Annotated in this window: 22 protein-coding genes and 2 riboswitches; of the genes, 18 read left to right on the top strand and 4 right to left on the bottom strand. The window is 25.0% G+C overall.

Annotated features, from left to right (window positions below):
* Positions 1-425 precede the first annotated feature (425 nt).
* From AZI32_RS14025 to AZI32_RS14010, 4 genes are all read left to right on the top strand, one after another.
* Complete coding sequence (locus tag AZI32_RS14025) at positions 426-986, top strand: rRNA adenine N-6-methyltransferase family protein (protein WP_061996427.1); 561 nt, start codon at positions 426-428, stop codon at positions 984-986.
* A gap of 255 nt (positions 987-1,241) precedes the next feature.
* Positions 1,242-1,865 carry a DUF1847 domain-containing protein gene (locus AZI32_RS14020; protein ID WP_061996426.1) on the top strand — a complete coding sequence of 208 codons (624 nt, stop codon included), beginning with the start codon at positions 1,242-1,244 and terminating at the stop codon, positions 1,863-1,865.
* A gap of 183 nt (positions 1,866-2,048) precedes the next feature.
* Positions 2,049-2,273, top strand: coding sequence for a hypothetical protein (locus AZI32_RS14015; protein WP_061996425.1), 225 nt, complete (start codon positions 2,049-2,051; stop codon positions 2,271-2,273).
* A 324-nt stretch (positions 2,274-2,597) separates the two neighbouring features.
* Positions 2,598-3,389, top strand: a complete 792-nt coding sequence (locus tag AZI32_RS14010) for a DUF692 family multinuclear iron-containing protein (protein ID WP_061996424.1) — start codon at positions 2,598-2,600, stop codon at positions 3,387-3,389.
* Between the two features lie 119 nt (positions 3,390-3,508).
* Here the strand turns inward: AZI32_RS14010 and AZI32_RS14005 are convergent, their stop codons facing one another.
* Complete coding sequence (locus AZI32_RS14005) at positions 3,509-4,015, bottom strand: hypothetical protein (RefSeq protein WP_061996423.1); 507 nt, start codon at positions 4,013-4,015, stop codon at positions 3,509-3,511.
* Positions 4,016-4,410: 395 nt separating this feature from the next.
* Here AZI32_RS14005 and AZI32_RS14000 point away from each other — a divergent pair, with 395 nt between their 5' ends.
* On the top strand, positions 4,411-4,857 hold the full coding sequence (locus AZI32_RS14000; RefSeq protein ID WP_061996422.1) for a GNAT family N-acetyltransferase: 447 nt from the start codon (positions 4,411-4,413) through the stop codon (positions 4,855-4,857).
* Positions 4,858-5,109: 252 nt separating this feature from the next.
* On the opposite strand, the gene AZI32_RS13995 is transcribed toward AZI32_RS14000, so the two are convergent.
* On the bottom strand, positions 5,110-5,385 hold the full coding sequence (locus AZI32_RS13995; protein ID WP_061996421.1) for a hypothetical protein: 276 nt from the start codon (positions 5,383-5,385) through the stop codon (positions 5,110-5,112).
* 420 nt (positions 5,386-5,805) lie between these two features.
* Between AZI32_RS13995 and AZI32_RS13990 the strand changes: the two genes are divergently transcribed.
* Together AZI32_RS13990 and AZI32_RS13985 are read left to right on the top strand one after the other, a co-directional pair.
* Complete coding sequence (locus AZI32_RS13990; protein ID WP_061996420.1) at positions 5,806-7,092, top strand: S41 family peptidase; 1,287 nt, start codon at positions 5,806-5,808, stop codon at positions 7,090-7,092.
* A 173-nt stretch (positions 7,093-7,265) separates the two neighbouring features.
* Positions 7,266-7,676, top strand: a complete 411-nt coding sequence (locus AZI32_RS13985; RefSeq protein ID WP_345968961.1) for a GNAT family N-acetyltransferase — start codon at positions 7,266-7,268, stop codon at positions 7,674-7,676.
* A 202-nt stretch (positions 7,677-7,878) separates the two neighbouring features.
* Here AZI32_RS13985 and AZI32_RS13980 read toward each other — a convergent pair whose 3' ends face one another.
* Positions 7,879-8,397, bottom strand: a complete 519-nt coding sequence (locus tag AZI32_RS13980; RefSeq protein ID WP_082761267.1) for a L,D-transpeptidase — start codon at positions 8,395-8,397, stop codon at positions 7,879-7,881.
* Positions 8,398-8,517: 120 nt separating this feature from the next.
* Here AZI32_RS13980 and AZI32_RS13975 point away from each other — a divergent pair, with 120 nt between their 5' ends.
* From AZI32_RS13975 to AZI32_RS13955, 5 genes are all read left to right on the top strand, one after another.
* Positions 8,518-10,107 (top strand): [FeFe] hydrogenase, group A, encoded by a 1,590-nt coding sequence (locus AZI32_RS13975; protein ID WP_010296878.1) that lies wholly within the window; start codon positions 8,518-8,520, stop codon positions 10,105-10,107.
* 122 nt (positions 10,108-10,229) lie between these two features.
* Positions 10,230-10,676 (top strand): GNAT family N-acetyltransferase, encoded by a 447-nt coding sequence (locus AZI32_RS13970; RefSeq protein WP_061996419.1) that lies wholly within the window; start codon positions 10,230-10,232, stop codon positions 10,674-10,676.
* Positions 10,677-11,218: 542 nt separating this feature from the next.
* The gene (locus tag AZI32_RS13965) at positions 11,219-12,529 is read left to right on the top strand and encodes a helix-turn-helix transcriptional regulator (RefSeq protein WP_061996418.1); all 1,311 of its coding nucleotides are present in this window, start codon (positions 11,219-11,221) and stop codon (positions 12,527-12,529) included.
* A 158-nt stretch (positions 12,530-12,687) separates the two neighbouring features.
* Positions 12,688-15,222 carry an ABC transporter permease gene (locus AZI32_RS13960; protein ID WP_061996417.1) on the top strand — a complete coding sequence of 845 codons (2,535 nt, stop codon included), beginning with the start codon at positions 12,688-12,690 and terminating at the stop codon, positions 15,220-15,222.
* A gap of 84 nt (positions 15,223-15,306) precedes the next feature.
* Positions 15,307-15,408: riboswitch (purine riboswitch) on the top strand.
* Positions 15,409-15,450: 42 nt separating this feature from the next.
* A riboswitch (purine riboswitch) is annotated at positions 15,451-15,552 on the top strand.
* Positions 15,553-15,628: 76 nt separating this feature from the next.
* Positions 15,629-17,023 (top strand): NCS2 family permease, encoded by a 1,395-nt coding sequence (locus AZI32_RS13955; RefSeq protein WP_061996416.1) that lies wholly within the window; start codon positions 15,629-15,631, stop codon positions 17,021-17,023.
* A 67-nt stretch (positions 17,024-17,090) separates the two neighbouring features.
* Here AZI32_RS13955 and AZI32_RS13950 read toward each other — a convergent pair whose 3' ends face one another.
* Entirely contained in the window at positions 17,091-17,612 is a 522-nt protein-coding gene (locus tag AZI32_RS13950) for a hypothetical protein (protein WP_061996415.1), read from the bottom strand.
* A 457-nt stretch (positions 17,613-18,069) separates the two neighbouring features.
* Here AZI32_RS13950 and AZI32_RS13945 point away from each other — a divergent pair, with 457 nt between their 5' ends.
* The 6 genes from AZI32_RS13945 to AZI32_RS13920 all read left to right on the top strand — a co-directional run bounded on the left by AZI32_RS13945 (position 18,070) and on the right by AZI32_RS13920 (position 25,772).
* Positions 18,070-18,486, top strand: coding sequence for a hypothetical protein (locus AZI32_RS13945; RefSeq protein ID WP_061996414.1), 417 nt, complete (start codon positions 18,070-18,072; stop codon positions 18,484-18,486).
* A gap of 47 nt (positions 18,487-18,533) precedes the next feature.
* Positions 18,534-19,343 carry an alpha/beta hydrolase gene (locus AZI32_RS13940; protein ID WP_061996413.1) on the top strand — a complete coding sequence of 270 codons (810 nt, stop codon included), beginning with the start codon at positions 18,534-18,536 and terminating at the stop codon, positions 19,341-19,343.
* Between the two features lie 570 nt (positions 19,344-19,913).
* Positions 19,914-21,113, top strand: coding sequence for a DHHA1 domain-containing protein (locus tag AZI32_RS13935; RefSeq protein ID WP_061996412.1), 1,200 nt, complete (start codon positions 19,914-19,916; stop codon positions 21,111-21,113).
* A gap of 66 nt (positions 21,114-21,179) precedes the next feature.
* Positions 21,180-22,037, top strand: coding sequence for an alpha/beta hydrolase (locus tag AZI32_RS13930; RefSeq protein WP_061996411.1), 858 nt, complete (start codon positions 21,180-21,182; stop codon positions 22,035-22,037).
* Between the two features lie 122 nt (positions 22,038-22,159).
* Positions 22,160-22,678, top strand: a complete 519-nt coding sequence (locus tag AZI32_RS13925; RefSeq protein WP_061996410.1) for a putative ABC transporter permease — start codon at positions 22,160-22,162, stop codon at positions 22,676-22,678.
* 685 nt (positions 22,679-23,363) lie between these two features.
* The gene (locus AZI32_RS13920; RefSeq protein ID WP_061996409.1) at positions 23,364-25,772 is read left to right on the top strand and encodes a PAS domain S-box protein; all 2,409 of its coding nucleotides are present in this window, start codon (positions 23,364-23,366) and stop codon (positions 25,770-25,772) included.
* Positions 25,773-26,195 lie beyond the last annotated feature (423 nt).

The following is a 26,195-nucleotide window of genomic DNA, read 5'->3' as shown; positions in this document are numbered from 1 at the left end:
ATAACTGCAAGTAGAGTATGCACATTAACTAATTATGGAATAGAGCTTCTCCGACATAATAGTAAATATAAAAACATGTTTAAAAAGTTCATAGCAAAAGAAGCCTTAATAGTTTAGTGATTTTTTTGAAAAAATTAAAAAACTCTATTAGAACAACTTAAAAGAAGTACAAGCTACTATAAGATTATTTTAAAAGTAAAAAATTTAAAGTTTTTAACATTTATATATTAAAAACAAGATAATTAATCTCATTGTTAGTGACGGGTATTAATTTAAATATTAATTAACAAATATAATAGTGACAGCAATAAAAAATACTGACTTATAATAAAATATTATGATAAAATTATAGAATAATATAAAGATTGAAATTTGTTATAGTTTTTTTATATTTAGAAGAGCATGGGGGAATAAGGAGAGTTATTATGAAAAAAAGGATGTTTTTATTAGAGTATATAACAAAACCTAGAACAGTAGGGGCTGTAATACCAAGTTCTAACTATCTTGCTAAAAAAATGATTGAAAATATTGATTTTGATAAAGCTAATTATATAGTGGAATATGGTCCAGGAACGGGGGTATTTACTGAAAAAATTATTAAAAAAAGAAAAAAAGATACTGCTATTCTACTTATAGAATACAATTATGAATTTTATACAGAGCTAATAAAAAAGTATAAAAATATAAGTAATTTATATATAGTAAATGGTTCTGCTGAAAATGTAGAAAAGTATTTAAAAAAATATAACATACCTTATATTGATTATGTTGTATCTGGATTACCATTTGCAAGTTTACCTAAAAACATGTCGTCTAATATACTAAAGAACACAAAAAAGTTTCTTAAAGAAGATGGAACCTTTATAACTTTTCAATATACTTTATTATTAAAAGATTATATAAACAAATATTTTTATAATATAAATATAGATAAAGAATATAGAAATATACCACCAGCATATATATTAAACTGTAGGAAAAATTAAACAAAAAATAATTAGAGAGAAATTATTGTAGATAAACTAAAAACCTTATTTGAAAATGATTATAGCCAAATTGTTAAAAAGTATGAAAATTATAAATCTTAGAAGCTGTTAAAAATAGCAAACTTAATAATTTAAATTGTTCATATACTAAAAACTTATATACTTATAGTGACAGTCATTAATTAAATAGTGACAGACAATTAATATAAAGATATTAATTATTTAATTTATAATAAGAAAGGTTAAGGTGAAAAAATGTATACTTGCGCTATGTGTAGTGAACATAATTGTAAATCGGGGCAATTAGAAAAAGTTCCGGCTAATTGTCCATGTAATGAGAAGGCTGAGCAAGAGGAAATAAAAGAATTATATTTGGAGGAAGAAAATTTTAAGTTAGCATATAATTCTGCAATAGTTGAAGCAGAAGGTTACTGTGAAAAAACAAGGCTTGAAGAAATAATAGAATTTGCTAAAAAATGCAATTTTAAAAAACTTGGAATAGCATTTTGTGTAGGATTTAGCAATGAGGCGAAAATGTTAAGCAAAATATTAAAACATAATGGTTTCGAAGTTAATTCTGTAGTATGCAAAAACGGAAGCATACCTAAAGAGTTTTTAAAAATTAAAGATAATGAAAAAGTAAGACCAGGAAATTATGAACCTATGTGTAATCCTATAGGACAAGCTACTCTTTTAAATAATGCTAAGACAGAGTTAAATATACTTTTAGGATTATGCGTTGGACATGATTCTTTATTTATAAAATATTCAGATGCACCGGTAACTGTTTTTGCAGTTAAGGATAGAGTTCTTGCTCATAACCCTATAGGAGCGATATATTTGTCAGAGAGTTATTATAAAGATAAATTATATAAATAAAGCATATAAAGGGTTATATTTTCTTATAAACCAACTCCTATTCTAATTTAAGATAAGATTTGTAGTTTTAGTTGCGGAATCGCTTAAATAAACTTTATTATAAGAAGTAATACCAAATATTGCATAATCACATATAATAATATGGCTAATATATTGAAAATTAAGATAAATGGGGGGGAGGATTTGGTTGAGCTAATCATAGGTTTCCTTTGCATGGTACCTATTATAGGAATACTTATATATAACGTAGTATACCCTCGAGAAAGCATACTTTATGATAATAAATGGAGGTTTGAAAATTTTAATTTCGAACCAAGCAAAGATGCAATTAAGCATCATAGATGTATGTCAATTTTAGTATTAGGGTTTACAATATTTATAATGATATTACTATTATTTATAATTTAAATTTTTTATGTATTTTGGTTCAAAATAAAAATTATTTTTAGTAAATCTGCAAAAATATATTATTATAAAAAATAGTATATAGTATAAAAGAGCTATTTCACATTACAGATTTGAAATAGCTTTTTTAATTAGTATTCTAATACAAGATTATTTTAAACTAATAAAATGCAAGATTGTATATAATTGTAAAAAGTTGTATAATATAAATTATAAGTTTAAATAAAGACAGTATGATATTTTTGATTATAGCTAATTCAAGTAATTTTTTTAGGTCCAAATAAAATATAAATTTATTTCTATTTAAGAATTATGGGAGGATAAAACATGTATGTTGGATGTAATTGGTCAAAGGCTCTACACCTTCTTCTTAAAGAAGATAGAATCGAAATAGATTATATTAAGAGTGGTGCATATGGGGATTTTAATAAACAGTTCTCAATGATTCGTTCAATGAGGCCAATTCTATTACATGGTCTAGGATATTTTGAGCATACTGGGATGAAAAATATAGAAGAAATAAATTTTGATTTAGCAAACCAACTTATTAAAAAGTGTAACTCACCACATTATGGGGTCCATCTTTCAATTAAAAATTCAGATATGCATAAAGGTATGACTGATGAAGACATATTCAAACATATGTGCAAACAAATTCAGATTTTGAAAAAGAATATATCAGTACCATTATTGCTTGAAAACACACCTGATTCACCAAAGGATCGCACAATGTTTGATCATTACCCATATGTTATGCCAGAACAAATTAATCGACTATTCATAGAAAATGATGTATCGTTTTTGCTTGATCTAACACATGCAAAGATTACCGCAAAATATCGTGGCTGGGATGTTAAGGATTATATTCGTAATTTACCACTTGCGCTTGTTAGAGAAATTCATGTAAATGGTTCTGGATATGATAAAGCTGGTTTCCCTGCAGATACTCACCAATCTATGGAAGAGGAGGATTATAAGTTATTAGAGTGGGTACTTAAATATTCAAATCCATACGTAGTTACATTAGAATATAATGGATTAGATACAGAGGATGAGGATATTGTTATTTTAAATTTAGAAAATCAATTAAATGAAATACAAAATATATGTAATAAGTAAATAGAGGAAGTTTTGATATTGAAATTTTAGTAGATAATATTTATATATCAAAATGCGAAAGTAATTTAAAATTTTATAGTAGAAGCTTGTTAATACACACTTTTTTGCATTATAAAAGATTACTTAATTTCTTTTGCCTTTAGCTTAACTGTAAAATCTATTTTTTCACCGTTTGTCTTAGTTAATTTTAATGTTAAAAATAGATTATCTTTAATATCACTTAGTTTTTTATTTGTTGGAATAATTGTACCACTTTTTAAACTTCCCAACTCTTTATTTACAATTAATTCTTTTGGAATTTTCATAGCATGATCATTATTTTTCACAGAAACACTTGTTGATAACAAATAATTTTCATTATTATCTATTTTAGTATATATGATTAAAGTGTAATGTGATATGTTTTCTATGGGAGTGCTTGAATAAGTTATATTACCACCATCTATTATTTCTTCATCAGGTTTTAAAAACAATATGCAATTATCTAACTTAATATATTCATTTTCACCAGATATGCTATATACTTTTATATTTTTAATATAATCTTTATATATTATTGTAGTTGTTATAAAAAATATGCATAAAATCATAATAAATACAAATAAAATATTTTTTATCCTTTTCATTAAAAATACCCCATAAATTATAAAATATTACATTATATATTATAAAAGAAAAGTAAAAGAAAGTAAACATAACAATGAATTATTAGATCAAATATGAAATAAAAATTAAATGAATAATTGTAAATATATTTCAAAAAAACCTATATTAGTAGTTAAAAATTTTAAGTAAACGTTACAAAAAGTTAAATTTTTTTTGATTTTATGAAGCATATATTAATTCTTATTTTAAGCAATTCACAAAACTTGAAAAAGTGTTATAATTTATTATATTAAAATTATATATACAAAATTCAATATAATTCATACGATATTCAAAATAATTCATACATTAAATGTATTTTGTTAGCTTATTTAATATAGGTGATACAAAAAATATAGTCAAGAAGGGGAATGGCATGGGAAAAGGAATCGTTAGACAAGGAAAATATGAAGATTTAGATTCTGTTGTAGTATTACAACAGCTATGGGCGAAAGAAAATATAACCTATGGTTTTGTTCCAATTGAGAGGGATGAGTTAGAAAGAAAGCTTGGTAAATATTTTTGGGTTTATGAGTTTAAAAATGAGATTTTAGGTTTTGCTTATGGAACCATTCATAAAGGAAAAAATATTTCGGTTATTGATGATGATGAACCTTATATTGAAATAGAAGATATCTATATAGCAGCTAAAAATAGAGGAAAAGGAATAGGAAATGCGTTGTTAGACAAGTTAATAGAAGTTGCTAAAGAAAATGGTGTTGAGAGATCTTTACTTTATTCATCTTCAAAAGATATGGATAATATTATTAAATTTTATAAAAAACAATATTTTAAAACATGGTATGTTACAATGTTTAGATAGTTTATTTATAAGTGTTTCTAATAAATAAATTTTATTTTATAGACAACCTATTTGGTCGAGGTGTTTCTAAAAGGAAAAATAGTTGAAAAATTCAAAATTTTCAACGGAATAAATATTTGATTATATTAAAATGGTGAAAATTATAATAAGAAATGATCTGTAGTTGTATTTAAAAAAATAAGACTTTGCAGGTTATATAAATTAGAGGATGTACCGCTCATTCCTCTAATTTTTTTATGTTAAAGTAATTCTTTATTTTAAAAAAATGATAAGTTGAGATATAGCTGTATATATATTTAATATAATTCCTATGGAACCTATAAACAATATAATAAGATAGTAGTTTCTATCTAGATTACCTTCTTTAAATTGTTGTTTTTTTAAATAAATCAAACCTGCCATAAGAACTACAAGTGAAATAGGTGATATAGGTGGGATAGTGATTTTAGAGATTACACCTATTAAGTAAGAAATAATTGCAATCATACCCGATATGAATACAATAAATTTTATATTTGTATGATTCATGTGAAAATTTCCTCCTAAAATTTAGTATTAAACTTATTTTTCTATAATAAATTAGAAGTATTTTTATTAGAAAAAAATAAAATATTGTCAAGTAATATTTTATCATAATAAAGTGAAAACTGTAAACAATAAGGTCTATTGTATAAAAATTTACATTTGTTTAAATGTAAAATACATTATTTAAAAATTATATTTTCTGTATTTAAATAAATATATAGTCATTAAGTTAGAATGAAACTTGCTGATAGAAAAATTAAAAATTAACATATACAACACAAGAAATACCTTGAATTCTACTTTTTTATTAAATAAAAAAAATCAAACATTAAATATTTACTAAAAATTAACAAATAAAATAAGTTTGCTGAATTAATTTCCAATATAATTAAAATATAATATATTTTGGAAAGAAGGTATCCTATGTATAAACGTTTAATTGCTTTAGTACTTAGTTTTTTATGCTTATTTAGTATAGGATGTATAAAAACAACAGAAGCTCTTACCAATGAAAATAGGAAATTTACTAATGAGCAATGGATTGAAGATATTGACTATTTAGTTAAAGAACTTTCACAAAAACATCCTGATCCTTTTTATAAGATAAAAGAAAAGGACTGGACAAAAGAAGTTGAAAAGCTAAAAAAAGATGTTCCTAAACTTACAGATGAAGATATTTACATGAGATTATATCAATTAACAGCATTATTAAAAGATGCTCATACTCATGTATATTGGGATCAATTGGAAAGTAAAATTGATAATATGAAAATGTATCCTATATCATTATATTGGTTTGGTGATGAACTTAGAGTTTTTAGTACATTTAAAGGTAATGAGCATATATTAGGTAAAAAATTAGTTGCTGTAAATGGTATACCAATTAATAAAGTTCTTGAAAAAATAAATACTTTAGTTTCTTATGAAAATAATCAATGGGCAAAAGCAACGAATTTTTTTGTAGTAACATACTATCCAGTGTTGAAATTTTTGGATATTACAGATGAAGAAAAATGCGATTTTACTTTTGAAGATGATAATGGAAAGAATATAACTAAAAATCTTAACGTAGTACTGTATAAAGATTTATATGATAAGGAGAGTAGAATAAAATTACTATCTGAAGAAGTGAGACAAAAATTAGTTAAAAATCAAAAACCAGAGGGACAAGAGGATGCATATTGGTTTAAATTCGTAGAAAAGGATAAAATTTTTTATTTACAATATAATCAATGCTTAGATTCAAATTTTGATGCTTTTTTAGAAAGTCTAATTAAAGAAATAAATTCTAATGAAGAAAATATCGATAAATTTGTTGTAGATTTAAGAAAGAATGCTGGCGGTGATAGCAGATTTATGAGTAGAATGATAACTGCATTAAATAGAGATACAAGGATTAAAGATAAAAAAATATTTGCTTTAATTGGAAAAGAAACTTTCTCATCAGGATGTATGGCTGCAACAGATTTAAAATTTCAACTGAATGCAAAATTAGTTGGTGAAGAAACTGGTGGTAATGCAAAATGTTATGGAAATTTAGGTTGGTTCAATTTGCCTAATACGGATATAGAGGTGGATTATTCTACACAGTATTATGATTTAGGAGTAGAAAGTGATGGTGGAGTTCTTCCGGATATAGAAGTAATAGATAGTTTTCATAACTATCTAAAAGGAATAGATGAATGTTATGAAGCTGTTAAGGCCCAATAATAAAATTATAATTTAAAAAAGTAGATAGTGGAAAGCGAAAAGTTTGGAAAAAAATCAAATTAAAAATCTCAAACTATGCACAAACCACTATCTACTTATATGATTCTTTCGCTTTATAAAGGCACAATTTAAGAGTTCAATGTTAGATATACATTTACAAAGGAGTAGTTTAGATGGGAAAGATTTATTATACAGATAGATTAATTTTGAAAGAATTAGATGAGTTAAATGGGAAAATGGTTTTAGATTATAATATAAGGAATAAAGAATTTTCCCAAAAATATGAGCCTAAAAGACATGATGTTTTTTATACTTTATCTTATCAAAAAAGTCAATTGAAAATGGACAGAAAGTTTAGTGAAAATAATTCTATGCTAAGATTGTGGCTTTTTAAAAAAGATAATTTGGATAAAATAATAGGCCAAATAACTTTTTATAATATAGTACCTTTTGCATTTTTATCTTGTCATATAGGATATAAGTGTGATAAAGATGAAATTAACAAAGGTTATATTACAGAGGCTATGCAAAAGGGTATTGAAATAATGTTTAGTGAGTATAATCTACATAGGTTAGAAGGATAGGTTAGAAGGATATGTTCAAGAAAATAATAAGGAGTCCTTAAAGGTTTTATATAAATTAGGGTTTATGAATGAAGGTGTTGCTCATAAGTTCTTAGAGGTTAATGGAATTTGGAAAGATCATCTCAGAATGGTTTTAATAAAGGAACAGTTCAAAGGTGTAAAGTAATATGATTATTACTTTACACCTTAATTTATTTTATATTTAGCTTATGTGTATAGAAGTACCTTTTGGGATGTTATCCCATATCCATTTTGCATTCTCAAGTTGTAGCCGTACACATCCATTAGATAAAGCCATACCTAGTCGACCATCCCGTACTGTGCCATTAAGATTATAAATTATAGAGTGAAAAAGATATTCTCCTGTTATTTGAGTATAATACCAGCATTTATATCCATTTTCTACGCCAAAATATAAACCTTTAACACCTACTTTAAAGTCTCCTTTAGGTGTTGGGGTAGAGGGTTTACCTATAGTGCATAAATAGCTTTTTATAAGTTTCCAATTTTTATTATAACCCTCAAGTATATTTACTTTAAAATTTTTTGTATCTACCCATATAAAATATTTTGAACTACTAAAAAAATTATTACTATTAACGAAATTTGTAGCTTTCTCAGTATAATTACTATCAGTTCTAAAATGGTTTAAAGCTATAGACTTATTGGTTGTATATCTAATTTTAGTTTTATAAATTAGATATCGTATCAATTTTTTCATAATATCACCTAAAAAATTATATATATTATTATATTAAGAATTTAAAAAATGTTGAATTTAGGAATAATCTTATAAAAACTATATTAAATATATTAATATAGTAATAAATAGGAGAAGGATATGGGAAAATCTAAAAAAAGACAAGTAGTTAATAAAGAAAATCTTATAGATATCAACAAGAAAAAATGTATAGGGTGTACTGCTTGTGCTATAAACTGCACAGATATAACTGGTATATCTGTATTAAAATCTACACAGGAGGGAAAAAGCACAGTTGTACCAAAGATGGGAACTTTTGAGGAAACAGGGTGTATTTATTGTGGGCAATGTACTCTTATATGTCCAACCACTGCTATTACTGCAAGAAATGATATTGAAAAAGTTGAGAAAGAATTAGGTAATGGAAAATACATGGTAGCATTTGCTGCACCAGCTTTAAAGGCAACTTTAGGGGAAGAGTTTAATCTTCCAATAGGAAGTAATGTAGAAGGAAAAGTTCAAGCATCTGCAAGAAAATTGGGATTTGAAAAGGTTTTTGATACAGATTTTGGAGCAGATGTTACTGTAATAGAAGAGGGAACAGAACTTATAAAAAGATTATCTCGTAAAGAAAATTTACCTATGTTTACATCCTGTTGTTCTTCTTGGGTAAGATATGTAGAGATTTTTAGGCCGGAACTAATCAATAATTTATCTACATGTAAGTCACCTCAACAGATAATGGGAGCAAGCATAAAAACTTATTTTGCAAATAAATTTAAAATATTACCAGAGAATATATATGTGGTGTCAATAAAACCTTGTACTTCAAAAAAATATGAAGCAGAAAGAGATGAGATGGGACGTGAAGGATACAAGGATATAGATACAGTACTTACTGTAAGAGAATACGGAGAACTTTTACGATCAAAGGGAATAGATATAACTGCACTTCCATCGGAACCATCAGATAGTATGCTAGGAGAATACACAGGTGCAGGAGTAATTTTTGGTTTATCATCTGGTGTTATGGAGGCTACCCTTAGAACGGTTGCATATTATTTAAATGATGATATTTCTAAAATAGAAAAAATACAATATTCAAAAATAGATGGAACAAAAAATTCTAAGGAAGCAGAAGTAATAATAGGTAGTCAACTTATGAAAGTGGCAGTAATAAGTGGATTAAGTGATGTTGAAGTATTTTTAAAAGATGATAAATGGAAAGAGTACACTTTTGTTGAGGTTATGTCTTGCCCAGGTGGTTGTATTAATGGTGGTGGTACTCCAAGAGTTATAAGGAAGTCTGAAATAATTGAGAAAAAATGTATAGCATGTGGTACATGTATAGATAATTGTCCTGTTGGAGCTATAAGTTTTAACAAAAACGGATATGCAGAGGTTTCACAAATGCAGTGTGTAGGATGTACACTATGTAGCAAACTTTGTAGAACTAGTGCGCCGAAAATTAATGTTTATGATAAAGGAACTCAAGAAAAATTAACAAAGAATTATATAGACTTGAGAAAAAATGTCTTAAGAAATATAGATGAAAAGTCTCAAAAGAAAGTATCGGTAGAAAATAAAGAAGTCAAAGAAATGTATGATAATTATATAGGTAATCCTGATGAAGAAAGAGCAAGACTTTTATTCCATACTCAATATAAAGATAGAAGTTCAGAATTGAAAATCAATAAAAGAACTTGTAGAGGTAAAAAGCGCAGAAGGTAGTATATGACCTCCTTTTATAAGAATCTAAAAAAATCTTATAAAAGGAGGTTTTATATTAGCAGGATAAAGTGTTAAAATATATGTTATATATGCGCAATTTATATAAGGATTGGAGATTGAACATGTTATTAAGAAAAGTACATTTAAGTGATTGCGAAACATTATTTAGGTGGATTAACGATATGGAAGTTAGAAAAAATGCTAGATATACAGATGTAGTGTCTATTGAAGATTTTACTGATAGGTTTAATAAGGAATTAGAAAATGAAAATGTATACAGTTTTATTGTAGAAAAAGATAGTGTAAGTATAGGTCAAATTAAGTTGTCAAAGGATGAAGAGAGGGTTGTATTTAATTATAGTGTAGATAAAAATTATAGAGGACAAGGTCTTGGAACTGAGATTGTAAAACAAGGCGAAAAGTTTGCAAAAAGTAATATTAACAATATAAATAAATTAGTTGCATACGTAAGAGGTTCCAATAAGGGTTCATGCAAAATATTTGAAAATCTAAATTATACTATTGCTTTTAGCAATGATGATTATGTAATATATGAAAAAAATATATAGTTTAAAATTTAAAAGATTGTTTCATTACATTAGAAAAAATTTAAAATTAAATATCTATAGGGAAACAAGCTCGCATTTAAATTTATTCAATAGCTTCAAAATATTTTTATGCAAAATGTAGCGTTGAATTTGAAGTGTTTCCGAGCATGTCTCACTATTTTGGGTATCCAAGTTTTGGAACGAGTAATTTTAAAAGTCAACTTGGAACCCTATAAATGGTAATAATTATATATTTAAATATTTTAATTTTAATTTTAATAAAAATACTATAGATTTTCAAATGAATCTGATACTATAATATAGTAATAAAAGATATACGTTTTATGTGAGGATAAAATCAATCCATAATATATATGTGGGGAAAATTGGTTTGTGAAAGAGTGGTAACATATTTATAAAACTTTTAAGTTAAAGTTTTAGTTTATTTTACTATGTTTAAATTAATTAAATTATATTGAAATGTAAAGGTTTAGTTTCATTAATATTAAAAATTAGGCATCATTATAGATTAAGTTGAATGCTGGGAGAGGGTGTGCAGAATAGTGGAATTTTTAACTGGAGCTGAAAAAATTAAAGAATTAAGAAAAAAGTTGAAAATGACGCAACAGGACTTTGCTACAGAAAATTTTACTAGAGGATATTTAGGTCTTTTAGAAAATAGTAGAAGAAATATAACAAAAGAAGCAGCAAAAACTATAACAAATAGTTTTATGAAAAGAGCCAAAGAGTTAAATATACATCTTGAAATTGATGAAGAATATTTTCTAAGAACGCCAAAAGAAGATGCTCAGTGGTACTGTGAGTTAGAGTTGGAAAAAGAAAATATTACTATAGAAGACTTAAAAGATATTTTAGAGATTGGAAGAGTATATGGTTTAGATAAAATAAAGTGTTTAAGTTATATGAGAATAGGAGAAATATATTTTAAAAACAATGAATATGTAAGTGCATATAAGTATTATTTTTATGCATTAGATTTAAATAGAAATGATTTATTAGCTGACAAAGAAATAACATTATATAATAAGATTGCAAAATGTAAATACTATGTATTAAATTATGATGAAGCAATTGTACTATTTATGAGGGAATATGAGTCTTGTAAAAAATTTAATAAAAGAAGTGATATGCAAAAAGCACTTTATAATTTAGCAGTTTGTTATAAACAATCTGGTGATATAGATAAAACAATATTAATCCTTAATAAATTTACAGAGAACTATGAGTTTTATGATGATAAGGAAGAAGAATTATATATATGTGCTAATAGTATAAAAGCAAATTGCTATAAAGATAAAGGTCAGTGTAAAATAGCAATTGATATATATAATAATTTAATATCTAAAATGAATTTTAAAAATGATATTTTAGCTTATGTTTATAATAATATTGGAGATGCTTATTTAGGCGACAAAGATTTAGAAAGAGCATTAAATTACTTTAATAAATCTCAACAAATTAGAATAAAAGAGGACAAGCCTAATTTATCTCATACTTTAGTTAATAAAGCTAAAGTATATTTAGAAAAAAAGTTTTATGAAGAGTGTATAATGATTTTGGAGCTTTCTTTAGAAAATGCAATGGAATATAAAGACTATGAATATATAGTTAAAACATATAATCTTTTTGAAAAGGCATATTTAGAAACGAAAGATTATGGAAAATTAGAGTTCAATTATAAAAAGATGATAGAGATATTAGACAAAACAAAAAATTATCTAGATATTATAAAGGTATATACAAAATTACAGGAATTATATTTAAATAATAATGAAATAGAAAAAGCAAATGATACCTTGAAGAAAATTCAAAATGTATTATTAAAAGTAAAAGAAATAGAAAAAAGTTTTTAGGATTATAAAAGTTAATTATATATACTTTAATAGAATGGTTTTATCAAGCTAAGTGAAAACTTAGCTTATTTTTATGTACCTATGATTATTGAAAATGTAAAAAAATAGGAGTAAAATAAAGCTAAGAATATTCTGAAAAAAGAGAAAGGAGGAGTAATTTGAAAAAATTTTGGGGCATTATTCCACGCAATATAATAAAAAATAAAGGACGAGTTTTTATTATGGGGATTAGTATAGTTCTTGCTATATCATTAATAGTTTCATTGAGTATAGTAGGTGACTCTATTATAAAAAATAAAAGTGAAGAATATATAAATTTAGGTGGTGGAACTTACGATATTTTTACAGAAAGCAATGATTATAGTCTTATAAATGAATTTGCAGAAGAAAATTTTTTGAAAACATCAATAATAGAAACATCTGTTGGAATCTGTAAAGTACCAAATAGTAAATTCGAAATAGAAATAAACGGTTATAACAATATAATAGAAGATAAAATATTGAATTTTAAATTATTAGCGGGCAGATATCCAGAAAAAAATAATGAGATAGCATTAGAAGAATGGATATTAAATGAACTTCCAGTTAAATATAATTTAGGTGACAAAATAAAGTTAGAATATATATCACAGTATTTTGATGAAAATGAAAGTTATGATTTAAAACAAGAGGATGAATTTTTATTAGTTGGGGTTTTTAATTATAAAAATTATGAAAGTCCACTAAAAAATAGAGCCAAGGCTTATGTAACCTCACAATTTGCATTAAATAAAGAAATATATGGAAAAGTTAATCATAGAATCTATGGTGTTTTAAAAGAAAAGTATTCTTTAAATGAAGTATTTTTAATAATTAGTTATATTAATGATTATGGCTCTTTATCTATAGGTAAAAATGATGCAAAAATTGATGGTGAAAATAATATGAATTTTTTAAATAATATTTTGTCACTTTTGTTTTTAGTAATAGGAACGGTGGCAGGAATAGTTATTTATAATATTTCTAATATAATGGTTACGGAAAGAACAAAAGAATTTGGTATATTTAGAGCATTAGGAGCATCACCTAAAATGATAAAATCTCTTGTTATTTTAGAAGGGGTTTTGGTAGGTGTTATTTTTATTCCTATAGCTATGGTAGTAGGTTCAATTTTAACTAAAACTTTTATAAAATCTCAGTATATAAATTTAGGCAATTTAGCTGAATTAGTATATATTCCTCCAAAAGGTATATATTTTTCTTTGATGATAGGATTTTTTACCTTAATAATAGGAAATTATTTTCCAGCAAGAAGGGCATCGAAGGTTTCTCCAATGCAGGCTATTTTTTCTAATAATAATTTGAATTTAAAAGGTCATATGCTTAAAGTTGGATTAGAAACAAAAAGTTCTGTTAGAAAGAAAATGTCTTTTTCAACTAATATGGCATATTTAAATTTAGATAGAAATAAAAAAAGATTTATTACTACTGTAATTTCATTAAATATAATAGTTATAATGTTTTTTGGAGTACATTACTTAATAAATTGTTTAGATCCTCTTAGCAATTATAAAGAAAAATTTGGAGGAGACTTTATTATAAAGTCTACATCTAATATAAACGGTTATGAAATGAAAAATGATAAAATAGAAGAACTACAGAAAATTCAAGGTGTAAAAAATATATATAAATGTAAAGAATTAAACTGCAGTATTGAAGTCCCAGAAAAAAGTATAACTAACACAGGCTTTAAATATTTAAGGTCAATTGGTGAATTAAAAGAGGAGGAGTCTTCAACATCAGATATAAAAAGGTATTTATTTTCAAGTAGAATTTTAGGATACGACAATGAGGAGATAGATAAATTAATTCCGTCTGTTCAAGAAGGGGATAAAACTCTAGACTCAGTGAAAAATAGACCTACAGTGGCTATAGTTCAAAACATTAATAATAAAGAATATACGGATATTAAAATTGGAGACACTTTAAATATGATTGTTCCCAAATATGATAAAAATGGTAGAGAAGAAGGTGTAAAAAATGTTCCTTTTACTGTAGTTGCAATTTTAAATAGTAATAGTCTAGGTATGTCTATTGGTGATGTGCCTATAGTGCCAGTTGTTAGCAATTATAGTTGTGAAAATTACTTGAATTTAAATGGATATATTGGTTGTAAAATTAAATGTGAAGAAGGATTTAAATTTAATGATATAAAAACTAAATTAAATGATTCTATAAGTGATAGTAAGGAATTAACATTAAAGTCATATGTAGAAGAATATAATAAAGCAAAGGAAAATAATAAAGATTTTGCTATAATGTTATATGGTTTTTTAACAGTAATAGGGATTATAAGCATTATCAATCTTGTTAATGTTATGAATATGAGTGTTATTTTAAGAAAAAAAGAAATAAGTATATTAAGAGCAATAGGTCTTAATAATAGAGATGTTACAATTATGATTATGTCAGAAGGTGTGTTTTACGGCTTGGCATCAAGTATTTTAGGTTCTATTTTTGGAACTATATTAACAGTTATAATTTACTTTAATGGAAGAGAAAGAATAAGTAGTCTTTTAACGTGGTCAATGCCCTTTAATACTATAGTAACCTCTATTATAATAGTAACATTAATATGTGTAAGTTCTGCTATAATTCCAATAAAAAGTTTATTTAGAAAAAGTATAGTGGAGTCAATAAAAGGTATAGAATAAGCAAAAGATTTTAAAGAAAATTGCGAAAAAAATATTTTAGTTAAAATTTGTTTACAATAGTTTTTTAAAATAGTATAATAATTTTCAATTAATAAATTATATATCCATATATTTTTGGTAATATGGACCAAAAGTTTCTACGAGAAGACCGTAAAATTTCTCACTATGGGTAAGTCAAGTTTAGAGCTATTTATGCTAGTATTGATTTACCGTCAATACTAGCATTTTTTTATAAAATATAAGAATATCCATATATTTTTGGTGATATGGACCAAAAGTTTCTACAAGAAAACCATAAAATTTCTTGCTATGGGTAAGTCAAAGCTATAGTTTACTATAATAGTATTGATTTACCGTCAATACTATTTTTTATAATCTTTAAAAATAAATATGAAAGGAGCAAATGATGAAAGATTTATTAGAAAAACAATTTAAGTTAAAAGAGAATAACACTAATGTGAAAACAGAAATTATAGGCGGATTTACTACATTTATTACTTTTGCATATGCATTATTAGTTATTCCTAACATACTGAAGATAGGAGGTATGAATGCTCAAAATCTTACTGGAGACGCAGCAGCAGCCCTATCAATGGCAAATGACCCAGTAATAGCATCAGCTTTTGCATCTGTGTGTATATCATCAGCTTTAGGGACACTTATAATGGCCTTTCATGCTAATCTACCTTTTGTGTTAGCTCCAGGATTAGGTCTTGTTGCATTTTTTTCTTATAATATTTGCTTAAACCTTGGTTTTACATGGCAACAAGGGTTAGGTGCAGTCTTTATATCAGGACTATTATTTATAATAATAACACTTACCTCTATTAGAGAGAAAATTGTACAGGCTATTCCTCAAAACCTTAAATTTGCAATTACAGCAGGAATAGGATTATTTGTATCGTTAATAGGATTAAAAAGTGGTGGACTTGTAATTGCAAACCCATCTACATTAGTTTCTTTTGGAGATTTTACTGATAAAACAGTTATACTTACAATTATTGGACTTATAATTACAGCAATACTTGTTGCAAGAAATACTAAAGGTGCAATGCTTATAGGAATTATAATAACTACAATAATAGGAATACCTATGGGAATTACTAGTCTTCAAGGCGCAAAAATATTTTCAATGCCAAATGTAGGGTCAACTTTCTTTGCAATAGATTTAAAAGGGCTTTTATTTAGTAATGGTAATGGGATTTTAGGAGCTATTTTGACAGTATTTATGGTTGTTATTACATTAAGTTTAGTTGATTTATTTGATGGAATTGGAACTTTAGTTGGAACAGCTCAAAGTTCTGGTATGGTAGATGAAAATGGAGAAGCTAAGAATTTAAGAAAGGCGCTTACATCTGATGCTATAGCTACAACTTGTGGAGCACTTTTAGGAACTACAACACTTGCAACAGTAGTTGAATCAGCAGCTGGAATAGCAGCTGGAGCTAGAACAGGACTTTGTAATGTTGTAGTAAGTGGATTACTTTTAATATCATTATTTTTTAGTGGGCTTATAGGAATAGTTCCACAAAGTGCTACAGCACCAGCACTTATAATCGTTGGAATACTTATGATGAGGGCTGTAACAGAAATTAATTTTTCAGATTTTACAGAAGGATTGCCTGCATTTTTTACAATAGCCATGATGCCATTTACTTATTCAATAGCTAATGGAATTGCAGTAGGGATAATATTTTATCCAATAATGAAAATTGTAACTGGAAGAAAAAAAGAAATACATAATATGTTATATATATTTGCTATATTATTTATATTAAGATTTGTACTTATGCCAGATTAATTAGCTAAAAAAGATTTAAAAAATCTCTTAAATTCTAAATTATATAGAGTTTAAGAGATTTTATTTACTATAAGTCAATATATTGATTTAAAAATTTTATATATTTGTAGCGAAGATAAAGACATAATACATTTGTATCATTAAAAAAAATTTTAATAGGAGTTTTTTTAAGAAAACCTACTGGAGATTCATAATTTACATTATGTATATCTTTAAAATTAAATTTAATATTTTTTATAAATGCTTCGTTTTTATTTATTAAAATTAATCCATTACATAAACAGCGGTCTAAAGTTAAAATCGTCATAAAAAAATATACTTGTTTTAATTTTATTGAAGAATCTATAATACCAAATAAATATAAAAATAGCATTATGAAAAATAATAAATAATTTTCCGATGAAGGAAAGAAAAAAGCTTTAGTATTTTTATCTTCTGTTTTCATACTTGCAAATAAAGTAAAATATTTTTTTATATTATAAAGAAATAAGAATATTGTATAGATACCTGCTAAATAAATGATAAATGGAAATTGTTTACTTATTAAGCCTATTATAAAAATAGTAAAAATAGTAAATATAATTAGCATAAAAGTCCTCCTTTAAAAGTAATTTTTAAATTAAATAAAAATTATTTAATTTTATGATTTAAAAGTTGCAAAAAATAATGTAATATAAAGAATATAAATCAAATTTTTAATATTAAAAAAATAAGTGGAATAAAGTTTTTGTGATATAATAAAAATTACATTTAAATTTATTTGTATAATAAATCAAGAATAATTGGATTTCTTATAATAATTCAATTTTAACTTTATATATTTGTAATTATTATACATTCATATAGTATATCATATAAGCAATAGATATGTTGCATAACTGGTTAACATTCTCCACTCATAAGTTTTAAATTTTAAATGCATGTGTTGTTATTAAATCTAATAAAATTATGTAAATATTAAGACTACAAATTGTTCTTATAAAGTTTTGTAGTCGGCTAATTATATAAAAAAATAATATATGACTTATAAAGGTAGAGGTGATAATATGGACAGATTAGATATTAATATAATAAACAAGAAAAATACTTCCCTTCATTTTGAATTTATAAAAAATGGAGAGAAAGAAGAAGCAGCATTGACTTCTATAGAGGGACTTGCACATTTTGGACTTGGCAGAAAAGAAAGTGATACAATAGCTGTTGATGGAGCGGGAGAGAATACATTTCCAGTTATAACCAAGAAAGAAGGGCCATTAAAAGGTTATAGTTATGGTATGGTCGTTGGTATATACTTTTATAAAGATAATGAAAATAGAAATAAAGATGCAAATTTTACTTATAAAGATGTTTTATTTACAGATATGTTAGATTTAGATGAAATAAAAATATATTATAATATAACAAATTATAATTTAAATGTTGTTATATTTAGAGAGGAACAATGCTTATATAGTTCAATATAGATATAATATTTAAATGACTTGTATCTATATAATAAGGTGGTTTTTAAATGATATGTAATATTAAAGATTTGAATTTAAATTATGAAATTATTGGCGATGGTATACCAATTCTTATGTTGCACGGTTTTTTCGCAGATAGTAATCTTATGAGTGGATGTATGGAACCTATTTTAATAGATAATAAAAACTATAAAAGGATTTATTTAGACTTACCAGGTATGGGAGAATCAATAGGTGGAAAATGGATTAAAAATTCTGATGAAATTTTAGATATTGTACTAGAATTTATAGAAAAAATTATTCCAAATGAAGAATTTTTATTAGTAGGAGAATCCTATGGTGGATATATTTCATTAGGATTATTACATAAAATAGCTTCAAAAGTTAAAGGATTACTTTTAATATGTCCATGTGTTATTGCTCCAATGGAAAAACGCAATTTGCCAGAACATGTGGTATTAGAGTGTGATAAAGATTTTACTAGCAAGCTAAGTGAAAGAGATTTACATAAGTTTAATGAGAGGGTTGTAGTACAAAACAGTAAAACATGGCAAAGGTTTGAAAATGAAGTGTTATATGGTGTTAAAATTTGTGATAGAGAATTATTAAAAAATATAAAAGAAAATGGGTATGAATTTTCTTTTGATGCTAGAAATTTAAAAGAAAAATTTATAAAGCCAACTACTATGCTTGTAGGTCGCCAAGATGCTATAGTAGGATATAAAGATGCTTTTGAAATGCTAGATGATTTTCCAAGGGCAACCTTTGCTGTTATAGATAAATCAGGGCATAACCTTCAATTTGAACAGGAAGAAATATTTAATATAATGGTTAAAGATTGGTTAGCAAAATTTTAAATAATTATACATATAGAGAAATAAGGTCCAATTTAAATTTATTCAATAATCTTAAAATATTTTTATCTGGACCTCTATAGTAAAAGCGGTATCTTATTTATGATACCGTTTTTTTTATAGGAAAGAAATCTATCTAAAAAGGTTTTGAAAATATATTTTTAATGTAACTATAAATTAAAGATTATTTTTCATAAAACTTTTCCTTGAATTTTATATAGCTTATTATATTAAATTTAATAATATTAAAGTATGGTATAATACTTTTAGTAATATATAGGTAAACAAGCTTAAATTTAAATTTATTCAATAACTTTAAAATATTTTTGTGTAAAAGGTAGTGTTGAATTCTAAGTTATTCGGAGCATGTCTCACTATTTTAGGTATCCAAGTTTTGGAATGGATAATTTTAAAAGTCAACTTGGAACCCTATATAGGTAAACAAGCTTACATTTAAATTTATTAAATTAGAAATTGGCTTGTAATGCTATAGGAAAATAAATTCAGCAATTATTTAGTGAATTTAAAATTTATTTTAAATATGAATTTTGATAGAAATGGAGCGGTATAGTAATGGAAAAAATTTATTATGAAGATCAATATGTTAGAAGTTTTATAGCGGAAGTTGTTGAGATAAAAGAAATAGATGAGAGGTTTCATGTAGTTTTGGATAAGACTGCTTTTTTCCCTGGTGGAGGCGGTCAATTTTGTGATAATGGAACAATAGAAAAAATTAATGTTATAGATGTTTATGAAAAAGATGGTACAGTATATCATGTTCTTGAAAAAAACCTTATAAAAAAACATAAAGTAAAGTGTGAGATAGATTGGGAAAGAAGACAAGATGGTATGCATCAACATTTAGCACAGCATGTTCTTTCAGGATGCTTTTTTACATTATTTAATGCTAACACTGTTAGTTTTCATTTAGGCAGTGAATTTAGTACTGTAGATATAAAAGGTATTTTAGAGGAAGAAAAGATAAGAGAAGCAGAAAAACTAGCTAATGATGTTATAGGAAAAGATTTAATAGTAGAATCTTTTGTACCTTTAAAAAAGGAACTAAAAAAAATTAAATTAAGAAGAGATCTTCCAAAAACTGATGAAGAAATTAGAGTTTTAAAAGTTGGAGATTTAGATATAAATGCTTGTTGTGGTGTACATCCAAGTAATACTATGGAAATTAGAATGATAAAAATAATAAAATATGAAAAAAATAAAGGTAATACCCGTATAGAATTTTTAGCAGGCAAAAGAGCAGTGGATGATTCCTTAAAAAAAGATAGATTTTCATATGATATATGTAGATATTTAAGTAGTAGTGAAGAGGAAGCCATAAATAGTATAAAAAATTTAAATGAAGAAATAAAAGGTCTTGTAAATGAAAATAAGAAAATAAGGGATATAATAGCTGGATATGAAATAAAAGAAATGATAGGTGAAGCGATAAAAATAGGAGATATTTCTGTTGTTAAAAAGGTATATGAAAGTGAAAATGCTAAGTATGTAAATAAAATAGCATCAAAATTAGTAGAAGATGAAAATGTAGTAGCACTTTTAGCTGTTAAAAATGGAGAGAGAGCAAATTTAATATTTGCATGTTCAAAAAATTTGAAAGATATAAATATGAATGAGCTATTAAAAGATAGTATAACCCTTATAGATGGTAAAGGTGGCGGAAGTCAATTTTTAGCTCAAGGTGGCGGCAAAAATAATATGAATTTACAATCTTCACTTGATTATGCTTTAGGAAAAATAAAAAATAATATATAGATATTAAAATCCAAAAATAACATTAGGTGAAGGATGACATTTTGATTATATAGAGGTGATGACAACTTGAAGTGTAAAATTAAAAATATAGATATAAATTATGAAATCATAGGTGAGGGAATACCAGTTTTAATGATTCATGGATATTATGCAGACCTTAGACTTATGAAAGGTTGTATGGAACCTATATTTGAAAAGAAAAGTGGATATAAAAGAATTTATTTTGATCTTCCAGGCATGGGAAGTAGTGGCTTTTTAAATTTTGTAGACAGTTCTGATGCTATATTGGATGTTGTGATAGAATTCATAAAAAATATAATAAAGGATGAAAATTTTTTACTTGTAGGGGAATCCTATGGTGGGTACATTTCACTGGGACTTGTACATAAATTAAGAAAAAATATAGATGGCATGTTATTGATATGTCCATGCATTGAACCAATATTAGAAAAAAGAAAAGTTCCTTCACATATAGTATTAAAGAGAAATTTTAAGTTGCTTGCAAAATTAAGTCCAAGTGAATTTAAAAATATAGAATGCAATATGGTTGTTCAAGATGAACATATGTGGACAAGATATAAGAAGGAAGTATTATCAGGTGTAGAACTTTATAATAGGGAAGCCTTACAATCAATTAAAGAAAAAAGTTATCAATACTCCTTTTCAATAAAAAATATGGAGGATAAATTTGAAAAACCAACAATGTTTTTACTTGGAAGGCAGGACTCCGTTGTTGGGTACAAAGATAGTTTTAGTATTTTGGATAACTTTCCAAGGGCTACCTTTACTATATTAGATAGAGCTGGACACAATTTGCAAATAGAACAGGAAAAGTTATTTAATACTTTGTGTAACCAGTGGTTAAGTATAATAGAAAATGAAAAACCCGTAAGTTCTAACGTTATATATGACTTAGCTAAATAAAAGAGAAAATAAATAATAAAATCCATAAAAACTGCTAATACTATAAAAAAGCATTTGTAAAAGAAAATATAAATTGCTTTTTTATATCTAATGTAAAAAATTATTAGAAGGAGCAGGTTTTTATGGATTTACTTATATTTATGGTTTTTAATTTTGTAATTTATTCTTTTTTAGGATGGATAGTAGAAAATGTATATTCTTTAATCACTATTAAAAGTTTGAAAAAGGATGGTTTCTTAAACGGACCATTTAAACCAATGTATGGATTCGCTGCGGCTATATTAGTATTTTTAAATGAATATATGGAGTTTAATTTATTAATTATGATAATGCTAGCATTTGTTATCCCTACTGCAGTAGAATATTTAACTGGATATATGTTAAAAGAATGGTTTAATAAAAGTTATTGGGATTATTCCAAATTAAAATATAATTTAGATGGAATAATAAGTTTCAAATTTTCACTTTATTGGATTGCACTTAGTTTTTTTACAATGTACTGTATACAGCCTTTATTAGAAAAAATATTTGAAAAAAATTTCATATTTTGGTCAGTATTTATACCAATAATAATAACATGTATAACAATAGATTTTTTATTCACTTTGAAATCAATAGAAAAGAGAGAAGTTTTAAAATAATATTGCGAAATCTACTAAGTTGAAATAATACCTTAAAACCGTATAAAAGAACTATTTTTAATTTTAAAATAAAATAGTTCTTTTTTTGCACAAAAATTACAGCAAATTTCATTTAAGAAGTTTTCAAAAATGATATAAATTTTACTATAAATACTATTTAAATGTTTACAATGTGATTATTTACAATATATAATATGTATTATATGTAAAGTAACTAATAAAATGTAAATAATTTTAAATTACATTTTATATAAAATAATATAAAGTAATTTAATTTTTAAAAATTTAAAATCTTTAAAGGATATAATAATAATATATGGAAGTATAATAATATTTATTATTATAATATTAAATTAATATATAGGGAAACAAGCTCTAATTTAAATTTATTCAATAATCTTAAAATATTTTTATACAAGATAAAGTGTTGAATTCTAAGTGATTCGGAACATGTATAACTATTTTGGGTATTCAAGTTTTAAAATGAATAGTTTTAAAAATAAACTTGGAACCCTATAAATATTGTGTAAAAATATAGAGTTTTGAAGGGGAAAATATGTTTCTATATAAAATTTTAAATTATGCAAAACTAAGCTTATAATTTACCATTAATCTTGCTTTACGATAACAATAGTTTTAAAGCTTGATAATAAATGGAAAAAATATGGTTGGGGGATGAATCAATATGAACTTAATTTATAATACCTTAGATGAAGGTATTTTAATTATTGATAAATATGGAAAAATAAATTTTGGGAATAAATCTTTATTAAAAAGGTTAGGATATGATGAAATTGAGATAAAAAGCCTAAAATTACAGGAAATTATATGCAAAGACGAAAAAAAAATATTAGATATAATTAAAAATAAAGAAAACGTAAATGATTTAGATATAGAATTATATTGTAAAAGTAAAAGTATATTGTTTTTTAGAAGTAAAATTATTTTAGATAAATGGAAAGGTGAAGATTGCAAGGTTTTAGTTTTAAAAGAAAAAGGTAAAAGACCATATATAATGGAAGACTTGGAATATTTATTAGATACTATACCCTATGGAGCTTGGATGAAAAATGTAGATGGCGTCTATATATATGCTAATGATGCTTATGCAAGTAGATTTGGTAGAACTAGATATGAAATTCTAGGAGAATTTGATAAAGATTTTTGGGGAGAAGAATTGAGCATAGGTTTTAGACGCGACGATAATGAAGTTGTAAAAAGTAAGACGCCTAAATTATTAGAGGAAAAAGTTAAACATAATGGATATGATCAATGGCTAGAAACTTATAAGGCACCAATTTTTGATGAAGAAGGTAATGTTAAATGTACTATAGGTATAACAAGGGATATAACAATAAGCAAAAAAATGCAAGAAGAACTTGTAAGAAATAAAACTAATATTGATTCACTACATAATATGATTGATAAAATTAAAAATTATACAGCGCCGTATGAGCTTTTAAAGAATATAGGAGAAGAGCTTTTAAATTATTTAGGTGCAGATGGAATAAGTATCTTTATATATGATGAGCAAAATACAACTCTTTTTAAGGCTATACAATTTGGAATGGCAGAAAAAATTTTTGAAGATTGTGAAAAAGTAAAAATTAGTAAAGCATTAGAAGAAAAATTGGTTAAAGTAAAAGAAGGTAATGGTGATTATATAGAAAATAGATATGAAAAAGTGTTTAAAAATTGCAATATACAACTTGAAAATGTAAATTATAAAGAGTGTTATACAATTACTTTCAATAAAGAACTTATAGGAATTTTAACAATGTCATATAAAAAAGATAATGAACCTAAACTGAAACAGGATGATTTTATTAATTCAACCTGTGATGAACTTGGTGTAATCATAAAGAATTATATGTTGTCCGAAGCGCTAAAAAAGGAATTTGATAAAAGGCTAAAAACAGAAAGAGAATTAGAACTTTTTTTAGAAACAGCAGTAGATATTGTATGCATTATTGGAGCCGATGGATACTTTAAAAGTGTGACGTTTCAATGCGTAAAAACTCTTGGATGGAGTCAGGAAGAGTTATTATCTATGGATTTTAGAACTTTGATTCATCCTGATGATGTTGATGGAATTGTTAAAGTAAGTGGACTATCCCAGCTAATGGGAGATGTAAAAAGGTTTATAAATAGATATAAATGTAAAAATGGTGGATATAGATGGCTGCAAGTAAGTAGTAATGTTATCCCAGAAAGAAATGTTGCTATTGCTACAGCTATAGATATAACAGAAGAAAGAGAATTAGAAGAAGAGAAGAAAAAATTAGAAAAGACTGTAGCACTTGAAAGTCTTAAAAATGAACTTTTTACAAATGTATCACATGAATTTAAAACGCCACTTAATATAATTTTAACCACAACTCAATTATTATTAGAAAGCAAAAAAAATAGTTGTGAAAATTTTAATGATTTAGATTTGAATAGATATATGAAGTCTATAAGACAAAATTCATATAGATTGTTAAGGCTTGTAAATAATTTTATAGATATAACTAAAATAGATGCAGGTTATTATAAATTACATCTTGGAAATTACAATATAGTATCTGTTATAGAAGATATAACTTTATCTGTAGCTGAATATGTTGAAAATAAAGGTATAGAACTTATTTTTGATACAAATGTAGAGGAGCAAATAATAGCCTGTGATCCAGATAAAGTTGAAAGAATAATGCTTAATCTACTGTCCAATGCAATAAAATATACTGATGAGAATGGCAAAATTCAAGTTAATTTTATTTCTAAAGAGGATAAAATAGTAGTATCAGTAAAAGACAATGGAGTAGGAATTTCAAAAGAAAACTTAAATATTATATTTGATCGATTTAAACAAGATGATAATGCATTTAAAAAAAGGTGTGAAGGAAGTGGAATAGGACTTTCTTTAGTAAAATCACTAGTAAACATGCATGGTGGAGATATATTTGTACTTAGTGAAATTAATAATGGAGCTGAATTTATATTTGATATTCCAATAAAATTAATAGAAGGAGAATTTATAGAGAAAGAAGATAATAATTTATTAAATTCTAAAATAGAAAAATGTAATATTGAATTTTCAGATATATATTCATAAAAGAAAACAACTTGCTATTAATAAAATGTACCCTTTGTAAAGAATACATTTTATAATTAGCATGTTGTTTTCTTTTTTTAGTATTACGTAATTCAATTTAATTTAATCATGTATACAATGTTTATGAAACTTAAAATATTTTATACAGTGTCTAATTTATATGGGAGATATAAATTAGATTATTAAAGAAATTTAATTGTAGACTGTTAAAAAAGTTATTGTTTTATATCAAGATAACTTACATAAGTATGGTTTTATCATAATAAAAGGATAATTATTGTCAGAAAATATTAAGTATTACATTGTAAGAAAATTTACACCAAAACAAGTTCATTATATAATTAATCTATAATAGTGCAAAAATACTTGAATAATTTTACAACTGAATAAAATAAAAAACATTTATGATAAATCCTTGTTATA

It is taken from the genome of Clostridium sp. ATCC 25772 (assembly GCF_001573875.1).
GTDB lineage: Bacteria > Bacillota > Clostridia > Clostridiales > Clostridiaceae > Clostridium_J > Clostridium_J senegalense.
The sequence above is the reverse complement of the archived record's forward strand: the minus strand, read 5'-3'. Positions and strand labels throughout refer to the sequence as shown.